Source organism: Streptomyces sp. NPDC001108 (genome assembly GCF_053598535.1).
Genome location: NZ_JBSFKL010000013.1, coordinates 128,882 through 146,059, shown reverse-complemented (window position 1 = coordinate 146,059; position 17,178 = coordinate 128,882). Strand labels below are relative to the sequence as shown.

Here is a 17,178-nt window from a genome sequence, read left to right as displayed (position 1 = left end):
GTCTGGGGTGGGTGTCAGGCGTGGGCCCGGGAGCGGGTTACGGCTTGTAGGCCTCGCTGAGCTTGGAGGTCCACTTGCCGCCGTCGACCTGGTAGGCGGTCATCATGGTGTTGGTGGTGTCGCCGAATTCGTCGAAGGAGACGGGGCCGGTGACGCCGTCGAACTTGACCTTGGCCATGGCGGCGAGGACCTTGGTGCGGGTGTCGTCGCCGGTGGGGAGCTTGCCGCCGTTGTCGGCGACGGCGATCTTGACGGCTTCGATGATGGACCAGGTGGCGTCGTAGGTGCCGCCGCCGTAGGCCTCGTAGGCGTCCTTGTATCCGCCGGCGTTGTAGTCGGCGATGAACTTCTTGGCGGAGTCGAGTTCCTCGACGGGCTTGCCGACGGAGGTGGCGATGTCGCCCTGGGCCTTCTTGTTGAGCTTGATGAAGTCGGCGCTGTACATGCCGTCGCCGCCCATGAGGGGGATCTGGACGCTGTCCTTGAGCTGCTGGCTCAGGGGTGCGCCGGCGGGGTATTCGCCGCCGTAGTAGACGGCCTTGGCGCCGGACTTCTTGACCTTGGTGACGACGGCGTTGAAGTCGCGGTCGTCGGGGTTGACGTGGTCGGTGCCGACGATCTTGCCGCCGAGGGTGGTGAAGGTGTTCTTGAAGGAGGCGGCGAGACCGGCGCCGTAGGGCTTCTGGTCGTCGATGAGGTAGACCTGCTTGATCTTCGCGTCGTTGAAGAGGTACTTCGCGGCGAAGGCGCCCTGGATCTGGTCCGTGGTGGCGGTGCGGAAGTAGGTCTTGAAGGGGCGCTTCTTGTCGCCGGTCTTCCAGTTCTCGCCCTGGGTCAGTTCGGTGCCGGTGTTGGCGGGGGAGACCTGGGTGAGGCTGGCGTCGTTGAGCGGCTTCTGCATCGACTGGGAGACGCCGGAGTTCAGGGGGCCGACCACGCCGACGACCTTGTCGTCGTCGATGAACTTCTGGGCGTTCTGCTGGCCGACGGAGGGCTGTGCCTGGTCGTCGAGGGCCTTGAGCTCGAACTTGATGCCGGGGACGGTGTTTTCCTTGTTGGCCGTCTTGACCGCGAGGTCGGCGGAGTTCTTGATGCCGAGGCCGAGGGCGGACAGGTCGCCGGTGATGGGGGCGTCGAGACCGATGACGACGGTCTGGGTGTCGCCGCTGCCACTGCCGTTCTTGCTGTCGTCGCGCGACCCGCAGGCGGTGAGTGTCAGTGCTCCGGTGGTGAGCACTGCGGTGAGTATGAACAACGAACGGTGTCGCACGAAAGGTCCTTTCCCTGGCGCGGCCTCCTCTGCGTGAGGTGCCGTGACGTTCGCCGGGCCGTACTGGGTGGTACAGGGCCGTGCTGCAGACGCGCCCGGCGGCGCGGTGACTGGCCGTGACTCTAGGCGCAGGTGCGTATGTCGGGGGTGGGTCCGCCGCAGGATGTGACTTTCTTGTTATGCCCTTGAGCAAGGCTTGAGGTGGCTGTGCGGACATGTACGTCTTTTTACCGGACGGTGAAGTGACCGCATTTTGAGAACGCGCAGCTCTGCTAAGGGGCTTGGGCCGATCTTGGTGCTGTCGCCCGAGGTGGGGCGGGGTGTGGCGGGTGTGGGTGCGGCGGGGTGCCCGGTGGCTGCGGGGTCGGGTCGGGAGGGGAGTGGTGGGGGTGTGCGCGGACCCGATGCTGACTACGCAGCGTAACTTTTTTCGTGGTGGGGTGGACGCGGCGTGGTGTGTGCGTGCCGAGTTGGCCATACAACGTGGGTGCTGGTCAAGGGAGTTGATGTGCTCGGTGGTCAACGCCGTTGCGTGTACGGGCTGTTGTGGGTGGAAATGGCGCTGCCCGGCCGGATTGTGTTCCGGCCGGGCAGGGTGCCGTGTGGCGTGGTGCGTTGTGTTGGGTTCTGGTGGGTCGTGTTTCCGGTCGGTCAGTCGGCGCCGGGGCGCGGGGCGTCGCGGAGCATGCAGGTGAGGCGGGCCGTGCAGACCCGCTTGCCTGCCTCGTCGGTGATGGCGATCTCGTACGTGGCGGTGGACCGGCCGCGGTGCACGGGGGTGGCGGTGCCGGTCACGAGCCCGCTGCGCACTCCGCGGTGGTGGGTGCAGTTCAGGTCGACGCCCACGGCGAGCCTGGACGCCCCGCCGTGGAGCATGGCGCCCACGGAGCCGAGGGTCTCGGCGAGTACGGCGGAGGCGCCGCCGTGGAGCAGTCCGTACGGCTGGGTGTTGCCCTCGACGGGCATGGTCCCGATGACCCGCTCCGCGGAGGCCTCGACGATGGTGACGCCCATGCGTTCGCCGAGGTGGCCGGCGGAGAAGAGCGCGGGCAGGTCGACGCCGAGGGCGGCGTACTCGTCGATGATCTCCTGGGGGAACCTGGGAGTGGTCTGCTCGCCCATGGGCCTGCTCCGATCGTCTGCGGTGGTTCACGACATCACTGCTGTGTGCGTCGTTCCTATCAGACGGCTGAGCGGACGCTTAGGGGTGTCATCGCTCCCTGCCCGCTTCCGGTCCGCCGGACACGCGCCGGCACCCCCGGCGGACCGGGGGTGTCCGTGCGGGCGGCCTTCTCCTCGTCCTCCCGGCGGGTCTCAGGCGGTGGTGCCCGCCGGGCCCGCCGTGGTGTTCTCGAAGCGGACGACGACGGACTTGCTGGCCGGGGTGTTGCTGGTGTCGGCGGTGGAGTCCAGGGGGACCAGCACGTTGGTCTCCGGGTAGTAGGCGGCGGCGCAGCCCCGGGCGGTCGGGTAGTGGACCACGCGGAAGCCGGGGGCGCGGCGTTCCACGCCGTCCTTCCACTCGCTGACGAGGTCGGTGTGGGCGCCGTCGGGCAGGGCGAGGGCGCGGGCGTCGTCGGGGTTGACGAGGACGACGCGGCGGCCGTCCCGGATGCCCCGGTAGCGGTCGTCGAGGCCGTAGATGGTGGTGTTGTACTGGTCGTGGGAGCGCAGGGTCTGCAGCAGCAGCCTGCCTTCGGGCAGTTCGGGGTACTCGACGGGGGCGGCGGTGAAGTTGGCCCGGCCGGTGGCGGTGGGGAAGCGGCGTTCGTCGCGCGGGGCGTGCGGGAGGGTGAAGCCGCCGGGGCGGGCCACGCGGGCGTTGAAGTCCTCGAAGCCGGGGACGACGCGGGAGATGCGGTCGCGGATCGTGGCGTAGTCCCGTTCGAACTCCTCCCAGGGGGTGGCCGATCCGGGGCCGAGCACGGCGCGGGCGAGCCGGGCGACGATGGCGGGCTCGGAGAGCAGGTGGGGGCTGGCGGGGGGCAGGTTGCCGCGCGAGGCGTGGACCATGCTCATGGAGTCCTCGACGGTGACGAACTGCTTGCCGCCGGCCTGGACGTCCCGGTCGGTGCGGCCCAGTGTGGGGAGGATCAGCGCGCGGGTGCCGGTCACGGTGTGCGAGCGGTTGAGTTTGGTGGAGACGTGGACGGTGAGGCGGGCGCGGCGCATCGCGGCCTCCGTGACGGCCGTGTCGGGGGTGGCCGCGACGAAGTTGCCGCCCATGGCGAAGAAGACCTTGGCGTCGCCGTCGCGCAGGGCCCGGATGGAGCGGACGACGTCGTAGCCGTGGTGGCGCGGCGAGGTGATGCCGAATTCCTTGTCGAGGGCGTCGAGGAAGGCGCCGGAGGGGCGTTCGAAGATGCCCATGGTGCGGTCGCCCTGCACGTTGGAGTGGCCCCGGACGGGGCAGACGCCGGCGCCGGGGCGGCCGATGTTCCCCCGCAGCAGCAGGAAGTTGACGACTTCGCGGATGGTCGGCACGGAGTGCTTGTGCTGGGTGAGGCCCATGGCCCAGCAGACGATCGTGCGCTTGGAGGCGAGGACCATGGCCAGGGCCTGTTCGATCGTCTCGCGGTCGAGGCCGGTGGCGGTGAGCGTCTCGTCCCAGTCGGCGGCGCGGGCGGCGGCCGCGAACTCGTCGAAACCGTGGGTGTGCTCCCGTACGAAGGCCTCGTCGACGGCGCCCCCGGTCTCCAGGATCATCTTGTTCAGGAGGCGGAAGAGGGCCTGGTCGCCGCCGATCCGGATCTGGAGGAAGAGGTCGTTGAGGGCGGTGCCCCGGGCGAGGCCGAGCGGGGTCTGGGGGTTCTTGAAGCGTTCCATGCCGGCCTCGGGGAGCGGGTTCACCGAGATGATCCTCGCTCCGGCGGCCTTGGCCTTCTCCAGGGCGGAGAGCATCCGGGGGTGGTTCGTGCCGGGGTTCTGCCCGGCGACGATGATCAGGTCGGCCCGGTGGAGGTCCTCCAGGGAGACGCTGCCCTTGCCGACGCCGATGGTCTCCGTCAGTGCCGAGCCGGAGGACTCGTGGCACATGTTGGAGCAGTCGGGGAGGTTGTTCGTGCCGAACTCGCGGGCGAACAGCTGGAGCAGGAACGCGGCCTCGTTGCTGGTGCGCCCGGAGGTGTAGAAGAGGGCCTCGTCGGGGGAGGCGAGGGCGGTCAGTTCCTCGGCGATGATCGCGAAGGCGCGCTCCCAGCTCACCGCCTCGTACCGGTCGGCGCCCTCGGGGAGGTACATCGGGTGGGTGATCCGGCCCTGCTGGCCGAGCCAGTAACCGCTGCGTCCGGCGAGGTCGGGGAGGGGGTGCGCGGCGAAGAACTCCGGGGTGACCCGGCGGAGCGTGGCCTCCTCGGCGACCGCCTTGGCGCCGTTCTCGCAGAATTCGGCCGTGTGTCGTCGGTCGCCCTCGGGCCAGGCGCAGCCGGGGCAGTCGAAGCCGTCCTTCTGGTTGACCTTGAGCAGGGTGCGCGCGGTGCGCCGCAGGCCCATCTGCTGCTGGGCGACGCGCAGGGTGTGGGCGACGGCGGGCAGTCCGGCGGCGGCGTGCTGGGCCGGTCCGACCCGGGGTGCGTCCTGGACCGGGTCACCGGTGGGCGGCTTGGTGGCCATGGCGTGCTCCCCTTCGGGCCGACTGCGGGGCGGTGCGGTCCCCGCCGCGGCCGCCCGTGTTCCTCCTACGATCCTGTCACGCGGCACCGACAGCGGCAGCGGCCCGGACGGGGCGGAACCGGTGGCGGCGGTGGTCCGGGGCCCGGCGCAGCCCGGTCGGTCGGGAATGTCAGTGGTCCGTGGCAGGATCGGGGGCGTGGCTGAGACGGCATCGAAGAAGACGGCAGACAACCGACCGCGCCTGCTCCTGATGGACGGGCACTCCCTGGCGTACCGGGCGTTCTTTGCGCTGCCTGCGGAGAATTTCACGACAGGGTCGGGGCAGCCGACGAACGCGGTGTACGGCTTCGCGTCGATGCTCGCGAACACGCTGCGTGACGAGGCGCCGACGCATTTCGCGGTGGCGTTCGATGTCTCCCGCAAGACCTGGCGTTCCGAGGAGTTCCCGGAGTACAAGGCGAACCGCTCCAAGACGCCCGACGAGTTCCGGGGGCAGGTCGAGCTGATCGGCGAGCTGCTGGACGCGATGCACGTGGACCGTTTCGCGGTCGACGGTTTCGAGGCGGACGATGTGATCGCCACGCTGGCCACGCAGGCGGAGGCGGCCGGTTTCGAGGTGCTGATCGTCACCGGTGACCGGGACTCCTTCCAGTTGATCACGGACAATGTGACGGTTCTCTACCCGACCAAGGGCGTCTCGGAGCTGACCCGTTTCACCCCCGCGAAGGTCGAGGAGAAGTACGGGCTCTCCCCGCGGCAGTACCCCGACTTCGCGGCGCTGCGCGGTGACCCGTCGGACAACCTGCCGGGCATCCCGGGGGTCGGTGAGAAGACGGCCGCGAAGTGGATCAACCAGTTCGGTTCCTTCGACGAGCTGGTCGAGCGGGCCGAGGAGGTCAAGGGCAAGGCCGGGCAGAATTTCCGCGACCATCTCGACGCGGTGCGACTCAACCGCCGGCTGACCGAGATGGTCCGTGACGTGGAGCTGCCGAAGACCCCGCAGGACCTGGAGCGCGCGCCCTACGACCGTACGGCCGTGGCGGGCGTCCTGGAGGTCCTGGAGATCCGCAACCCGAGCCTGCGTGAGCGGCTGCTGGCCGTCGACCCGGGGGCGGCCGAGGACGAGGCCCCGGCGCCGGCCGCGGGTGTCGAGCTGGACGGTGTGGTGCTGGGCGCGGGCGAGCTCGCCGGCTGGCTCGCCGAGCACGGCGGGCAGCCGCTCGGTGTCGCCACGGTCGACGCGTGGGCGCTGGGCAGCGGCTCGGTCACCGAGATCGCGCTGGCCGCGGCGGACGGCCCGGCCGCCTGGTTCGACCCGGCCCGGCTCGACGAGGGCGACGAGCGGGCGTTCGCCGCCTGGATCGCCGCCGCGGACCGGCCCAAGGTCATGCACAACGCCAAGGCCGCCATGCGGGTCTTCCCCGAGCACGGCTGGTCGGTCGACGGCGTCACGATGGACACCGCGCTCGCCGCGTACCTGGTCAAGCCCGGCCGCCGGTCGTTCGCGCTGGACGCGCTGACGGTCGAGTACCTGGGCCGTGAGCTGGCTCCCGCCGCGGCCGCCGACGGGCAGCTGGCCTTCGGCGCGGACGACCGGGCGGAGGCCGAGGCCCTGATGGCGCAGGCCCGCGCGGTGCTGGACCTGGGCGAGGCGTTCACGACCCGGCTGGTCGAGGTCGGCGCGGACAAGCTGCTGCGCGAGATGGAGCTGCCGACCTCCGCGCTGCTGGCCCGTCTGGAGCGGCACGGCATCGCCGCGGACCGGGCCCATCTGGAAGGGATGGAGCAGCAGTTCGCCGGTGCGGTGCAGCAGGCGGTGAAGGAGGCGCACGCGGCGGTCGGCCACGAGTTCAACCTCGGTTCGCCCAAGCAGCTCCAGGAAGTCCTCTTCGGTGAGCTGGGCCTGCCGAAGACGAAGAAGACGAAGACCGGGTACACCACCGACGCCGACGCGCTGGCCTGGCTCGCCGCTCAGACCGAGCACGAGCTGCCGGTGATCATGCTGCGCCACCGCGAGCAGGCCAAGCTGCGGGTCACCGTCGAGGGCCTGATCAAGACGGTGGCGCCGGACGGCCGCATCCACACCACGTTCAACCAGACCGTGGCGGCGACGGGCAGGCTCTCCTCCACCGACCCCAACCTGCAGAACATCCCGGTCCGTACCGACGAGGGCCGGGCCATCCGTCGCGGCTTCGTCGTCGGTGACGGCTTCGAGACGCTGATGACCGCCGACTACAGCCAGATCGAGTTGCGGGTCATGGCCCACCTCTCCGAGGACGCCGGTCTGATCGAGGCGTTCACCTCCGGCGAGGACCTGCACACCACGGTCGCCTCGCAGGTCTTCGGCGTCGACAAGTCGGCCGTCGACCCGGAGATGCGCCGCAAGATCAAGGCCATGAGCTACGGACTGGCGTACGGGCTCTCCGCGTTCGGCCTCTCCCAGCAGCTGAACATCGAGCCGGCCGAGGCGCGTGGCCTGATGGACACGTACTTCGAGCGGTTCGGCGGGGTCCGCGACTATCTGCACCGGGTGGTGGAGGAGGCCCGGTCCACGGGCTACACGGAGACGGTCTTCGGCCGCCGCCGCTACCTCCCCGACCTCAACAGCGACAACCGGCAGCGCCGCGAGATGGCCGAGCGGATGGCGCTGAACGCGCCGATCCAGGGCACGGCCGCCGACATCGTGAAGGTCGCCATGCTCCAGGTCGACCGGGCGTTGACCGGGGCGGAGCTGAAGTCCCGGATGCTGCTCCAGGTCCATGACGAAATCGTCCTGGAGATCGCCGGGGGCGAGCGGGAGCGGGTCGAGGAGATCGTCCGTCACGAGATGTCCACGGCGGTGCGGCTCCGCGCCCCGCTGGACGTCTCGGTCGGTGTCGGTACGGACTGGGAGTCCGCCGCCCACTGAGCCGTGCGGCGGTCACCGGACGGGCCGGGGGATCACCCCGCCGCCCGCCCGGTGACCTCCCGGGCGGGGTGCCGCGGCCGTCGCAGCCGGGCCCACGCCCCGTACAGCACCAGGCCCGCGGCCAGCCCCGCCCCGGCGCCGAAGCAGGCGGTCGGGACGATGTCCAGCGGGGTGTCGAGGTGTCCGAAGTACGCGTACCAGCGCGCGCACCGGTGGGCGGTGCCGAGCAGCACGCAGACGCCGAGCAGGGCCGCCACGGCCCACCGCTCCCGGCGGTCCGGCACCGGCACGGACGGGGGCGGCGGCGCCGCCCCGGCCCGCCGCAGCCCCGAGACCGTGAACCACCCCAGTACCGCCAGCGCCACCGCCGAACTGCCGTACTGCACCAGCTGGAACACCGGGTACCCGCCTATGCTCCCGCCGAGCACCGGCACCAGGCGCACCCCCCAGCGCCCGTGATGGGTGAAGGCGTCCCAGACGACATGGGTGGCCGCCCCCAGGACCGCCGACAGGACGAACCACCCGGCCGCCCGCGGCCCCCGCGCGACGGGCCGCCCCCGGACGAAGGCGTGCACCCGCCCCCGCCAGGGCGCCGGCACCAGCCCCACCAGGGGGTCGCGCAGCAGCAGCCAGATCCCCACCGCGGCCGCCGCGATCAGCACATCGACCGTCAGCACGCCCCATACCGCGTGGGTGACCTCGCCGAACTCCATGGCGCCGGGAACCACGGAGTCCGCGAAGTACGTCAGATCGGGGGCGAAGGAGCCCGCCACGAGTGCCGAGGCGAACAGCGGCCCCCGCGCGGTCCCGTCCCGGCGCATCCCCGGGAGCACCGCGGCGGCATGACTGAGTGTGAACGGCATGGCGGCAAGTATGGGCGACGTGTGCGGAGCATCCGGGCACGGCCGTACAACTTGCAGTCGGGAACGTGAAAAACAGGTAAGAACCGGTCAGTGCGCCGTGCCTTGGCCGTACGAGTTGCCGTAGGGTCGCCTGAGTCCGGCGCAGGGGAGCGCGGACCCGTCGAAGGGGAGGGGCCAGAGGTTATGGCAGCGCAATTCGGTCGCCGGCTTCGCAAGGGGGCGACCACGGCGGCCGTGGCCGCACTCGCCGTGGCGGCGCTCTCCGCATCGGGCGCCCCCGGAACCACGCTGGTCGGCGGCGGGAGCGACGACCCGCAGGCCACCGGCACCACGCCCGAGCCCGAGAACGGCGCGGCGACCGGGAACTCGCCGTACTACACGGAGCTTCCCCCGCTGAACACGCCGGACAGGCCCGGCGCATCGGCCGGCCTTCCCGTCACCGGCAGCGCGGAATCCGGCATCCCCGCCTCCGTCCTGGCCGCGTACAAGAAGGCCGAACGGACCGTCCGCGCCAGTGACGCCGCCTGCCGGCTGCCCTGGCAGCTGCTGGCCGCGATCGGCAAGGTCGAGTCCGGCCACGCCCGCGGCGGGCGGGTCGACGGCAACGGCACCACCTTCTCGCCGATCCTCGGCCCGGTCCTCGACGGCCGCGGCTTCGCGATGATCAAGGACACCGACAACGGGGCCTACGACGGGGACAGCACCCACGACCGCGCCGTCGGCCCGATGCAGTTCATCCCGTCCACCTGGGCCACCTGGGGCCAGGACGGCAACGGCGACGGCCGCAAGGACCCCAACAACGTCTACGACGCGGCGCTCGCCGCCGGGCGCTACCTCTGCGCCGGCTCCCGCGATCTGTCGCTCGCCGCCGACCTCGACCGGGCGGTCCTGAGCTACAACCACTCGGACGCCTATCTGCGCACCGTCCGCTCCTGGTTCGACTACTACAAGCGCGGCACCCACGAGGTCCCCGACGGCACCGGCGCCCTCCCGCCCGACCTCGGCTCCGGCACCGGCCCGACCCCTCCGCCGTCCAGGACACCCGGCTCCGGCACGAAGCCGTCGAAGCCCTCGAAGCCCGGCGGCGGCCCGAAGGACCCCGACCCGAAGCCCACCCCGTCCGACACCCCGGCCGGCATCGAGAACGCCGGCACCGGCAAGCTGACCGCCACCGCGGGCGACGCCTTCGCCGAACGGATCGCCGTGCGGGCCGAGAACAAGAAGGGCGCCCCGCTCGCCAAGGTGTCGGTGACCTTCACCATCACCAGCGACACCGACGCCGCCTTCGCGGGCGGCGGGAAGACCGCCGTCGTGCGCACCACGGCCGACGGCACCGCCACCGCCCCGGTGCTGAAGGCGGGCGAGAAGACCGGCATGTTCACCGTGCGGGCCTCGGTCACCGGCAGCTCGCTGCCGCCCGTCACGTACACGGCCACCGTCACCGCCCGGCGCGCCGACACGATCGCCCGTACCGGTGACAAGGAGCTGACCGCCGCCCCGGGGGCCGCGTTCGCCGACACCGTCGGGCTCAAGGCCACCTTCAAGGGCGCGGCGGCGGCCGGTGTCACCGTCACCGCCACCATGATCACCGACGCCGAGAAGCCGGCCGAGAACGACAAGGGCCCCTACTTCAAGGACGCCGACGGCAAGCCCGTCCGCACCCTCACCGCCCTGCGCACCGGCGCCGACGGCACCCTGGAGCTGCCGAAGATCTACGCCGACGACACCGAGGGCACCTTCAAGCTGCGGCTCACCGCCGAGGGCGGCGCCACGCTCGTCGTCGAGCTGAAGGTCGAGGGCTCCGGGCCCACCGCGACCCCCTCGCCCGGCGAGAGCTCCGGCGAGGGATCCGGCACGGGCGCCACCCCCGCGCCGGGCGCGAGCCCCTCGGCCACCGGGACCCCCACGGCCACCGCGAGCCCCAAGGCGTCCACCGCCTGACCCGGCCCGCCCCACGGCACCACCCCCAGCAGCCCCTCTGCCGCCACCCGGCAGAGGGGCTGCCGCGCGTGTTCTCATCTCGCGCCCGCGTTGCTACGGTGCCCCAACCCTGACGCCCCATCAGATCGATGTTCTCCGGGAGGACCCGCATGCGTGCTCTCGTCGCCGCCGCCATCGGACTGGCCGCGGCCCTCGCGCTCGTCCTCACCATCAGCGCGATCGGTGCCCCGCCCGGAAAGACCTCGCCCAAACCCCTGCTGACCACCGTCCCCGGCCCCAAGAACTAGGGGGTGGCACCATGCGCCGCCGAGCCAGCCTCGTCCTCCTGGCGTTCGCCGTCTTCTTCGCCGCCCTGTCCCCGCTGCTGCGCTGGTACGCCTTCCCCAGACTGGCGAAGATCCCGCCCAGCCAGTACCAGGAGACGGTGCTGGAGGCGAAGCCCGCCACCCTCCTCGACTACAACGACGGCATGAAGGTGAAGAAGGTCCCCAAGGTCACCATCGTGCAGACCCTCAAGGGCAACGTCGAGGAGTCCGAACGCATCGAACGCGACGCGGGCCGCGACGTCGTCGTCTGGGACGCCCTCAGCTACGTGGTCGGCCCGGACGGCAAGATGGTCTCCGAGATCCCCGAGCGCTACATCTTCGACGCCCACAGCCAGGCACCCGTCCACGCCACCGGCGAGATGGTCGACGGCGACCCCGTGCGGCGCGAGGGCATCGAGTTCAAATGGCCCTTCCTCACCGAGAAGCGCGACTACGAGTACTTCGACGCCCAGGCCCGCACCAGCTCGCCCATCCACTACAAGGGCACCCGCACCTTCCACGGCCTGGAGGTCTACTACTTCGAGCAGACCATCCCGTGGACCAAGGTCCCGATGCCGAAGAAGATGCCCATCCAGGGCGTCGGCCCGGAGCAGATCGCCAAGACCGGCATGACCCGCTGGTACACCACCAAGCGCATGTTCTGGGTGGACCCGGTCACCGGAGCCCCCGTCAACGGCGAGGAGATCCACAAGGAGGAACTCCGCAACGCCAGGAAGATGGGAATGCCCGAGGACACCATGACCGTGTTCGCCGGGCACGTGAAGATGCGCCCCGACTACGTCGAGTCCATCGTCGACCTGGTCAGCTCCCAGCGCCTGCTGGTCCTGCTGCTCACCTCGTACCTGCCCTGGGGCTTCCTCGCCCTCGGGACCGCGCTGTTCGCCCTCGCCCTGTGGCTGGAGGCCCGCTCCCGCCGCCCGGACGGATCCCCGGAGAAGACGCCCGCCGCTACCCCTGCCCCCGCCTGAGCCGCGCACTGGTGAACCGGGTCGCCTCCGCCGTCGCCGGGTCCTCGGGCCACGGATGCTTCGGGTAGCGGCCGCGCAGCTCCGCCCGGACGGCCCGGTAGCCGTCCCGCCAGAACGACGCCAGATCCGCGGTGACCGCCGCCGGGCGGCCGGCCGGGGACAGCAGGTGCACCAGCACCGGCACCCCCGCCACCCTCGGCGTCTCGCGCAGCCCGAACAGCTCCTGGAGCTTCACCGCGAGCACCGGCTGCGCCCCGCCGTACTCCACCCGGACCCGGGAACCGCTCGGCACCTCGATCCGCTCCGGCGCCAGCTCGTCCAGCCGCACCGCCTCACCCGTCGCCCACGGCAGCAGCCGCCGCAGCGCCTGCCCCGCGTCGATCCGGGCCAGATCCGCCCGCCGCCGGGCCCGGGACAGCTCCGGCTCCAGCCACTGCCCGGCACACTCCAGCAGCGCCCCGTCGGACACATCCGGCCACGGCTCGCCCAGCTCGCGGTGGAGGAAGGCGAGCCGCTGACGCAACTGCTCGCTCTCCCGCGACCAGCGCAGCAGCCCCGGCCCCTCCCGCCGCAACCCCTCGACCAGCGCCTCGCGCACCGCACCGGGCGCCGGATCCCGCAACGGGCGCACCGCCAGCTCGACCGCGCCCAGCCGATCCACCCGGCGCGCCACCACGTCGCCGTCCGCCCACCGCACCTCATCGCCGGACCGGAACAGATGCCCGGCCGCCTCCCGCGCCGTCCCCTCGTCGACCACCGCGGCCAGCCGCACCCGCGCCGACGCCGCGTGCGCCGGACGGTCGGCCACCGCGACCGCGAGCCAGGGCGCACCGCGCAGCCCCGAACCCTCCCCGGTCAGCGCGCCCGTCCCCGACACCATCAGGAACGCCCCCTCGCCCCGGGCCCGCGCCACCCGCTCCGGGAAGGCCAGAGCGGCCACCAGCCCCACGGCCGCGTCCTGCGGCCGCTCCCGCGCGAAGACCCCGCCGAGCGAGGCGGACAGTCGCCGCACCTCCTGCCGCCAGCGCGCCGCGTAACCGTCGCCGCCCCGGCGCGCGGTACGCAGCGCCGCCGCCAGGTCGTCCCCGTACTCCCGGGGCGGTTCCTCGCTCAGCAGCGCCACCACCTCGGCCGCCAGCAGCCCGCCCACCTCGCCCGCGCCGTCCAGCAGCGCCCGCGCGAGCCGGGGGTGCAGGCCGAGCCGGGACATCCGTACGCCCCGGTCGGTCACCCGCCCCTCCGCGTCCACCGCGCCGATCGCCGCCAGCACCTCGCGTGCCGCGGCCATCGCCCCGGCGGGCGGCGGATCGAGCAGCGCCAGCCCCGAGGCGTCCGGATCGCCCCAGCACGCCGCCTGGAGGGCGAACGCCGCCAGGTCCGCGACCCGGATCTCCGGGGACGGGAACGCGGCGAGCCGCCCGTCCTCCGCCTCCGTCCAGCACCGGTACACCGCCCCGGGCGCCTCCCGCCCGGCCCGGCCCGCCCGCTGCCGCCCCGCCGCCCGCGAGGCCCGCACCGTGGTGAGCGCGCTCAGCCCCCGGGCGTGATCGGTACGCGGCTCCCGGGCCAGCCCCGAGTCCACCACGACCCGCACCCCCGGGACCGTGAGCGAGGACTCCGCCACCGAGGTCGCCAGCACCACCCGCCGCCCGCCGGACGAACCGGCCAGCACCGCGTCCTGCACCGCCGCCGGGGCCCGCCCGTGCACCTGGAGCACCTCGGCGTCCACCCCCGCGAGCTGCCCGGCCACCCGCCCGATCTCGCCGACGCCGGGCAGGAAGCACAGCACGTCCCCGTCCCGCTCGGCCAAGGCCCGGCGCACCGTCGCGGCGACATGCGCCAACAGCGCCGGATCGACCCTCGTCCCGTGCGGCGGCCGCACCGGCGCGGCGGGCGGCGCCCAGACCGCCTCCACCGGGTGCGCGACCCCCTCCGCCTCGACCACCGGGGCGTCGCCCAGCAGCCGCGCCCACCCCGCCGCGTCCGTCGTCGCGGACGCGGCGACCAGCCGCAGCTCGGGCCGCAGGGTCTCCCGCACGTCCAGCAGGAACGCGGCGACCGTGTCCGCGTCCAGGTGCCGCTCGTGGCACTCGTCGACGATCACCACGTCCACCCCGGCCAGCTCCTGGTCGCGCTGGAGCCGCTGGAGCAACACCCCGGTGGTCACCACCTCCACCACCGTGCCCGGCCCCACCACCCGCTCCCCGCGCACCGTGAAGCCCACCCGTTCACCGGCCCGCTCCCCGAGGAGCCAGGCCATCCGCCGCGCCGCCGCCCGCGCGGCGATCCGCCGGGGCTCGGCGACCACCACCCGGCGCACCGGGCCGCCCCCGACCAGCCCGGCCAGCACCAGCGGGACGAGCGTCGTCTTGCCGGTGCCGGGCGGTGCGCACAGCACCGCCGTCCCGCGGTCGTCGAGTGCCCGCTCCAGGGCGGGCAGCGCGGTGCGTACGGGCAACTGGTCCAGGGCGTCGGTACGGATCACGTCCCCAGTCTCGTACGCCGCCGGACCGGTCCGGTACGCGCGGGGGCGGGGCCCGGCCGCGTACGCGGACGAAGGCTCAGTCCCGGACGCAGACGAAGATCGCGGTGCCCGGGATGAGGTTGCCGCGCAGCGGGGACCAGCCGCCCCACTCCTGGTGGTTCCAGGCCGGCCACTCCGGTTCGACCAGGTCCACCAGCCGGAAACCGCCCGCCACCACGTCCCGCACCCGGTCGCCCAGCGTCCGGTGGTGCTCGACGTACACGGCCTCGCCCCGCTCGTCCTGCTCGACGTAAGGGGTGCGGTCGAAGTAGGAGGCCGCGACGGAGAGGCCCTCCGGGCCCGGCTCGTCCGGGAACGCCCAGCGGATCGGGTGCGTCACCGAGAAGACCCAGCGCCCGCCCGGCCGCAGCACCCGGCGGACCTCGCGGAAGACCCGCACCGGGTCGGCGACGAACGGCACCGCCCCGTAGGCGGAGCACGCCAGGTCGAAGGAGCCGTCCCGGAACGGCAGCACCCCGGCGTCCGCCTCCACCAGCGGAACCCCGCCGCCGATCCGCAGGGCGTGCTGCAACTGGCGGTGCGAGAGGTCCACCGCCACCGGGCGGGCCCCCCGGGCGGCGAGCCAGCGCGAGCACTGCGCGGCCCCGGCGCCGATCTCCAGGACGTCCAGCCCGCGCAGCGCGGCGGCGGGGCCCAGCAGCCCGGCCTCCGCCTCGTCGAGCCCCTCCGGGCCCCAGACGAAGCGGTCGTCGCCGAGGAAGTCGCCGTGGTTGCTCTGGTACTCGTCCGCGTTCCGGTCCCACCAGCCGCGACTGGCCCGGCTGCTCTCGGTCTCCGACGCCGCGCGGCGGGTCGCCTCGGGCTCGGCCGCGTAGATCTCTTGGCTCATCGTGTCCGTCGTTGTAGTTTGCCTTCACCCCGCCGCATGCGGGGCGCACCAGGGGGTACGTGTGAGTACGGTGCCCGTGCCCACGGATTCTTCCGGTACGGATCCGGCCACGGGGCGCACGAGTTGTGCCTGATATGCGCCGGAGCGCCCCCGGTGTGCGCCTTCGCGCATTGACCGTGCCCGGCTGCCCCCGTATGCTACAAGTTGCGCCGCGAGCCTGCGCGCCTCAGACCTAGCAGGCCGCGCTCGCATCTGTTGCATGCCCCTCGGTTCACGAGGCGCCTCCCGCCGAGCGGGGCGGGCGCTTCCCGAGCTGTCCGGAATTCGGCAGAGGTGATACGGGCTCCCGGCGTAGCAGTACCTACGACTCACTGTCCGTACCGGAGCCCTTTCCCACATGACGAGCAGCACCGAGACCACCGCCACCACCCCGCAGGTAGCGGTCAACGACATCGGTAACGAGGAAGCCTTCCTCGCCGCGATCGACGAGACGATCAAGTACTTCAACGACGGCGACATCGTCGACGGCGTCATCGTGAAGGTCGACCGGGACGAGGTCCTGCTCGACATCGGTTACAAGACCGAAGGCGTCATCCCCTCCCGCGAGCTCTCGATCAAGCACGACGTCGACCCGAACGAGGTCGTTAAGGTCGGCGACGAGATCGAGGCCCTGGTTCTCCAGAAGGAGGACAAGGAAGGTCGCCTCATCCTGTCCAAGAAGCGCGCTCAGTACGAGCGTGCCTGGGGCACGATCGAGAAGATCAAGGAAGAGGACGGCATCGTCACCGGTACCGTCATCGAGGTCGTCAAGGGTGGTCTCATCCTCGACATCGGCCTCCGTGGCTTCCTGCCGGCCTCCCTCGTCGAGATGCGTCGTGTCCGCGACCTCCAGCCCTACGTGGGCAAGGAGCTCGAGGCCAAGATCATCGAGCTGGACAAGAACCGCAACAACGTGGTCCTGTCCCGCCGTGCCTGGCTGGAGCAGACCCAGAGCGAGGTCCGCCAGACCTTCCTCACGACCCTGCAGAAGGGCCAGGTCCGCTCCGGCGTCGTCTCCTCGATCGTCAACTTCGGTGCGTTCGTGGACCTCGGCGGCGTCGACGGTCTCGTGCACGTCTCCGAGCTGTCCTGGAAGCACATCGACCACCCCTCCGAGGTCGTCGAGGTCGGCCAGGAGGTCACGGTCGAGGTCCTCGACGTCGACATGGACCGCGAGCGCGTCTCGCTGTCGCTCAAGGCGACGCAGGAAGACCCGTGGCAGCAGTTCGCCCGCACGCACCAGATCGGGCAGGTCGTTCCCGGTAAGGTCACCAAGCTCGTTCCCTTCGGTGCGTTCGTGCGCGTCGACGAGGGCATCGAGGGTCTGGTCCACATCTCCGAGCTGGCCGAGCGCCACGTGGAGATCCCGGAGCAGGTCGTCCAGGTCAACGACGAGATCTTCGTCAAGGTCATCGACATCGACCTCGAGCGCCGCCGCATCAGCCTCTCGCTGAAGCAGGCCAACGAGTCCTTCGGTGCCGACCCGGCCTCGGTCGAGTTCGACCCGACCCTGTACGGCATGGCCGCGTCCTACGACGACCAGGGCAACTACATCTACCCCGAGGGCTTCGACCCCGAGACCAACGACTGGCTCGAGGGTTACGAGGCGCAGCGCGAGGCGTGGGAGACCCAGTACGCCGAGGCGCAGCAGCGCTTCGAGCAGCACCAGGCCCAGGTCATCAAGTCCCGCGAGGCCGACGAGGCCGCCGCTGCCGAGGGCGCTGCCGCCCCGGCCGGTGGTGCCCCGGCCGCCTCCGGCGGCAACGGTGGCGGCTCGTACTCCTCGGAGTCGGCGGACAACTCCGGCGCCCTGGCGTCGGACGAGGCCCTGGCCGCTCTGCGCGAGAAGCTGGCGGGCGGCCAGAGCTGACGCTCTG

Annotated in this window: 11 protein-coding genes; 5 read left to right on the top strand and 6 right to left on the bottom strand. The window is 72.1% G+C overall.

Annotated elements, in window-relative coordinates; translation table 11 throughout:
• Positions 1 to 37: 37 nt before the first annotated feature.
• The 3 genes from ACWC97_RS26255 to ACWC97_RS26245 all read right to left on the bottom strand — a co-directional run bounded on the left by ACWC97_RS26255 (position 38) and on the right by ACWC97_RS26245 (position 4,882).
• Positions 38 to 1,255, bottom strand: a complete 1,218-nt coding sequence (locus tag ACWC97_RS26255) for a branched-chain amino acid ABC transporter substrate-binding protein (RefSeq protein ID WP_352275106.1) — start codon at positions 1,253 to 1,255, stop codon at positions 38 to 40.
• A 666-nt stretch (positions 1,256 to 1,921) separates the two neighbouring features.
• Positions 1,922 to 2,392, bottom strand: coding sequence for a PaaI family thioesterase (locus ACWC97_RS26250; protein ID WP_450651909.1), 471 nt, complete (start codon positions 2,390 to 2,392; stop codon positions 1,922 to 1,924).
• Positions 2,393 to 2,584: 192 nt separating this feature from the next.
• On the bottom strand, positions 2,585 to 4,882 hold the full coding sequence (locus ACWC97_RS26245) for an FdhF/YdeP family oxidoreductase (RefSeq protein ID WP_450651907.1): 2,298 nt from the start codon (positions 4,880 to 4,882) through the stop codon (positions 2,585 to 2,587).
• Positions 4,883 to 5,078: 196 nt separating this feature from the next.
• Here ACWC97_RS26245 and polA point away from each other — a divergent pair, with 196 nt between their 5' ends.
• Positions 5,079 to 7,790 (top strand): DNA polymerase I, encoded by a 2,712-nt coding sequence (polA, locus tag ACWC97_RS26240; RefSeq protein ID WP_352274979.1) that lies wholly within the window; start codon positions 5,079 to 5,081, stop codon positions 7,788 to 7,790.
• Between the two features lie 32 nt (positions 7,791 to 7,822).
• Here polA and ACWC97_RS26235 read toward each other — a convergent pair whose 3' ends face one another.
• On the bottom strand, positions 7,823 to 8,653 hold the full coding sequence (locus ACWC97_RS26235; RefSeq protein ID WP_450651905.1) for a DUF4184 family protein: 831 nt from the start codon (positions 8,651 to 8,653) through the stop codon (positions 7,823 to 7,825).
• Between the two features lie 183 nt (positions 8,654 to 8,836).
• On the opposite strand from ACWC97_RS26235, the gene ACWC97_RS26230 reads away from it, so the two are divergent.
• The 3 genes from ACWC97_RS26230 (at position 8,837) to ACWC97_RS26220 (ending at position 11,888) form a co-directional block, all read left to right on the top strand.
• A complete protein-coding gene (locus tag ACWC97_RS26230; protein ID WP_352274981.1) occupies positions 8,837 to 10,594 on the top strand; it encodes a lytic transglycosylase domain-containing protein in 1,758 nt (585 codons plus the stop codon).
• A 149-nt stretch (positions 10,595 to 10,743) separates the two neighbouring features.
• Positions 10,744 to 10,881 (top strand): SPW_0924 family protein, encoded by a 138-nt coding sequence (locus ACWC97_RS26225; RefSeq protein ID WP_352274982.1) that lies wholly within the window; start codon positions 10,744 to 10,746, stop codon positions 10,879 to 10,881.
• An 11-nt stretch (positions 10,882 to 10,892) separates the two neighbouring features.
• Positions 10,893 to 11,888 carry a DUF3068 domain-containing protein gene (locus ACWC97_RS26220; RefSeq protein WP_352274983.1) on the top strand — a complete coding sequence of 332 codons (996 nt, stop codon included), beginning with the start codon at positions 10,893 to 10,895 and terminating at the stop codon, positions 11,886 to 11,888.
• Here ACWC97_RS26220 and hrpB read toward each other — a convergent pair.
• Entirely contained in the window at positions 11,869 to 14,373 is a 2,505-nt protein-coding gene (gene hrpB, locus ACWC97_RS26215; protein ID WP_450651902.1) for an ATP-dependent helicase HrpB, read from the bottom strand. The genes ACWC97_RS26220 and hrpB overlap by 20 nt on opposite strands.
• A 76-nt stretch (positions 14,374 to 14,449) precedes the next feature.
• On the bottom strand, positions 14,450 to 15,262 hold the full coding sequence (locus ACWC97_RS26210; protein ID WP_450651900.1) for a class I SAM-dependent methyltransferase: 813 nt from the start codon (positions 15,260 to 15,262) through the stop codon (positions 14,450 to 14,452).
• Between the two features lie 397 nt (positions 15,263 to 15,659).
• Here ACWC97_RS26210 and rpsA point away from each other — a divergent pair, with 397 nt between their 5' ends.
• On the top strand, positions 15,660 to 17,171 hold the full coding sequence (gene rpsA / locus ACWC97_RS26205) for a 30S ribosomal protein S1 (protein ID WP_352274986.1): 1,512 nt from the start codon (positions 15,660 to 15,662) through the stop codon (positions 17,169 to 17,171).
• Positions 17,172 to 17,178: the final 7 nt, after the last annotated feature.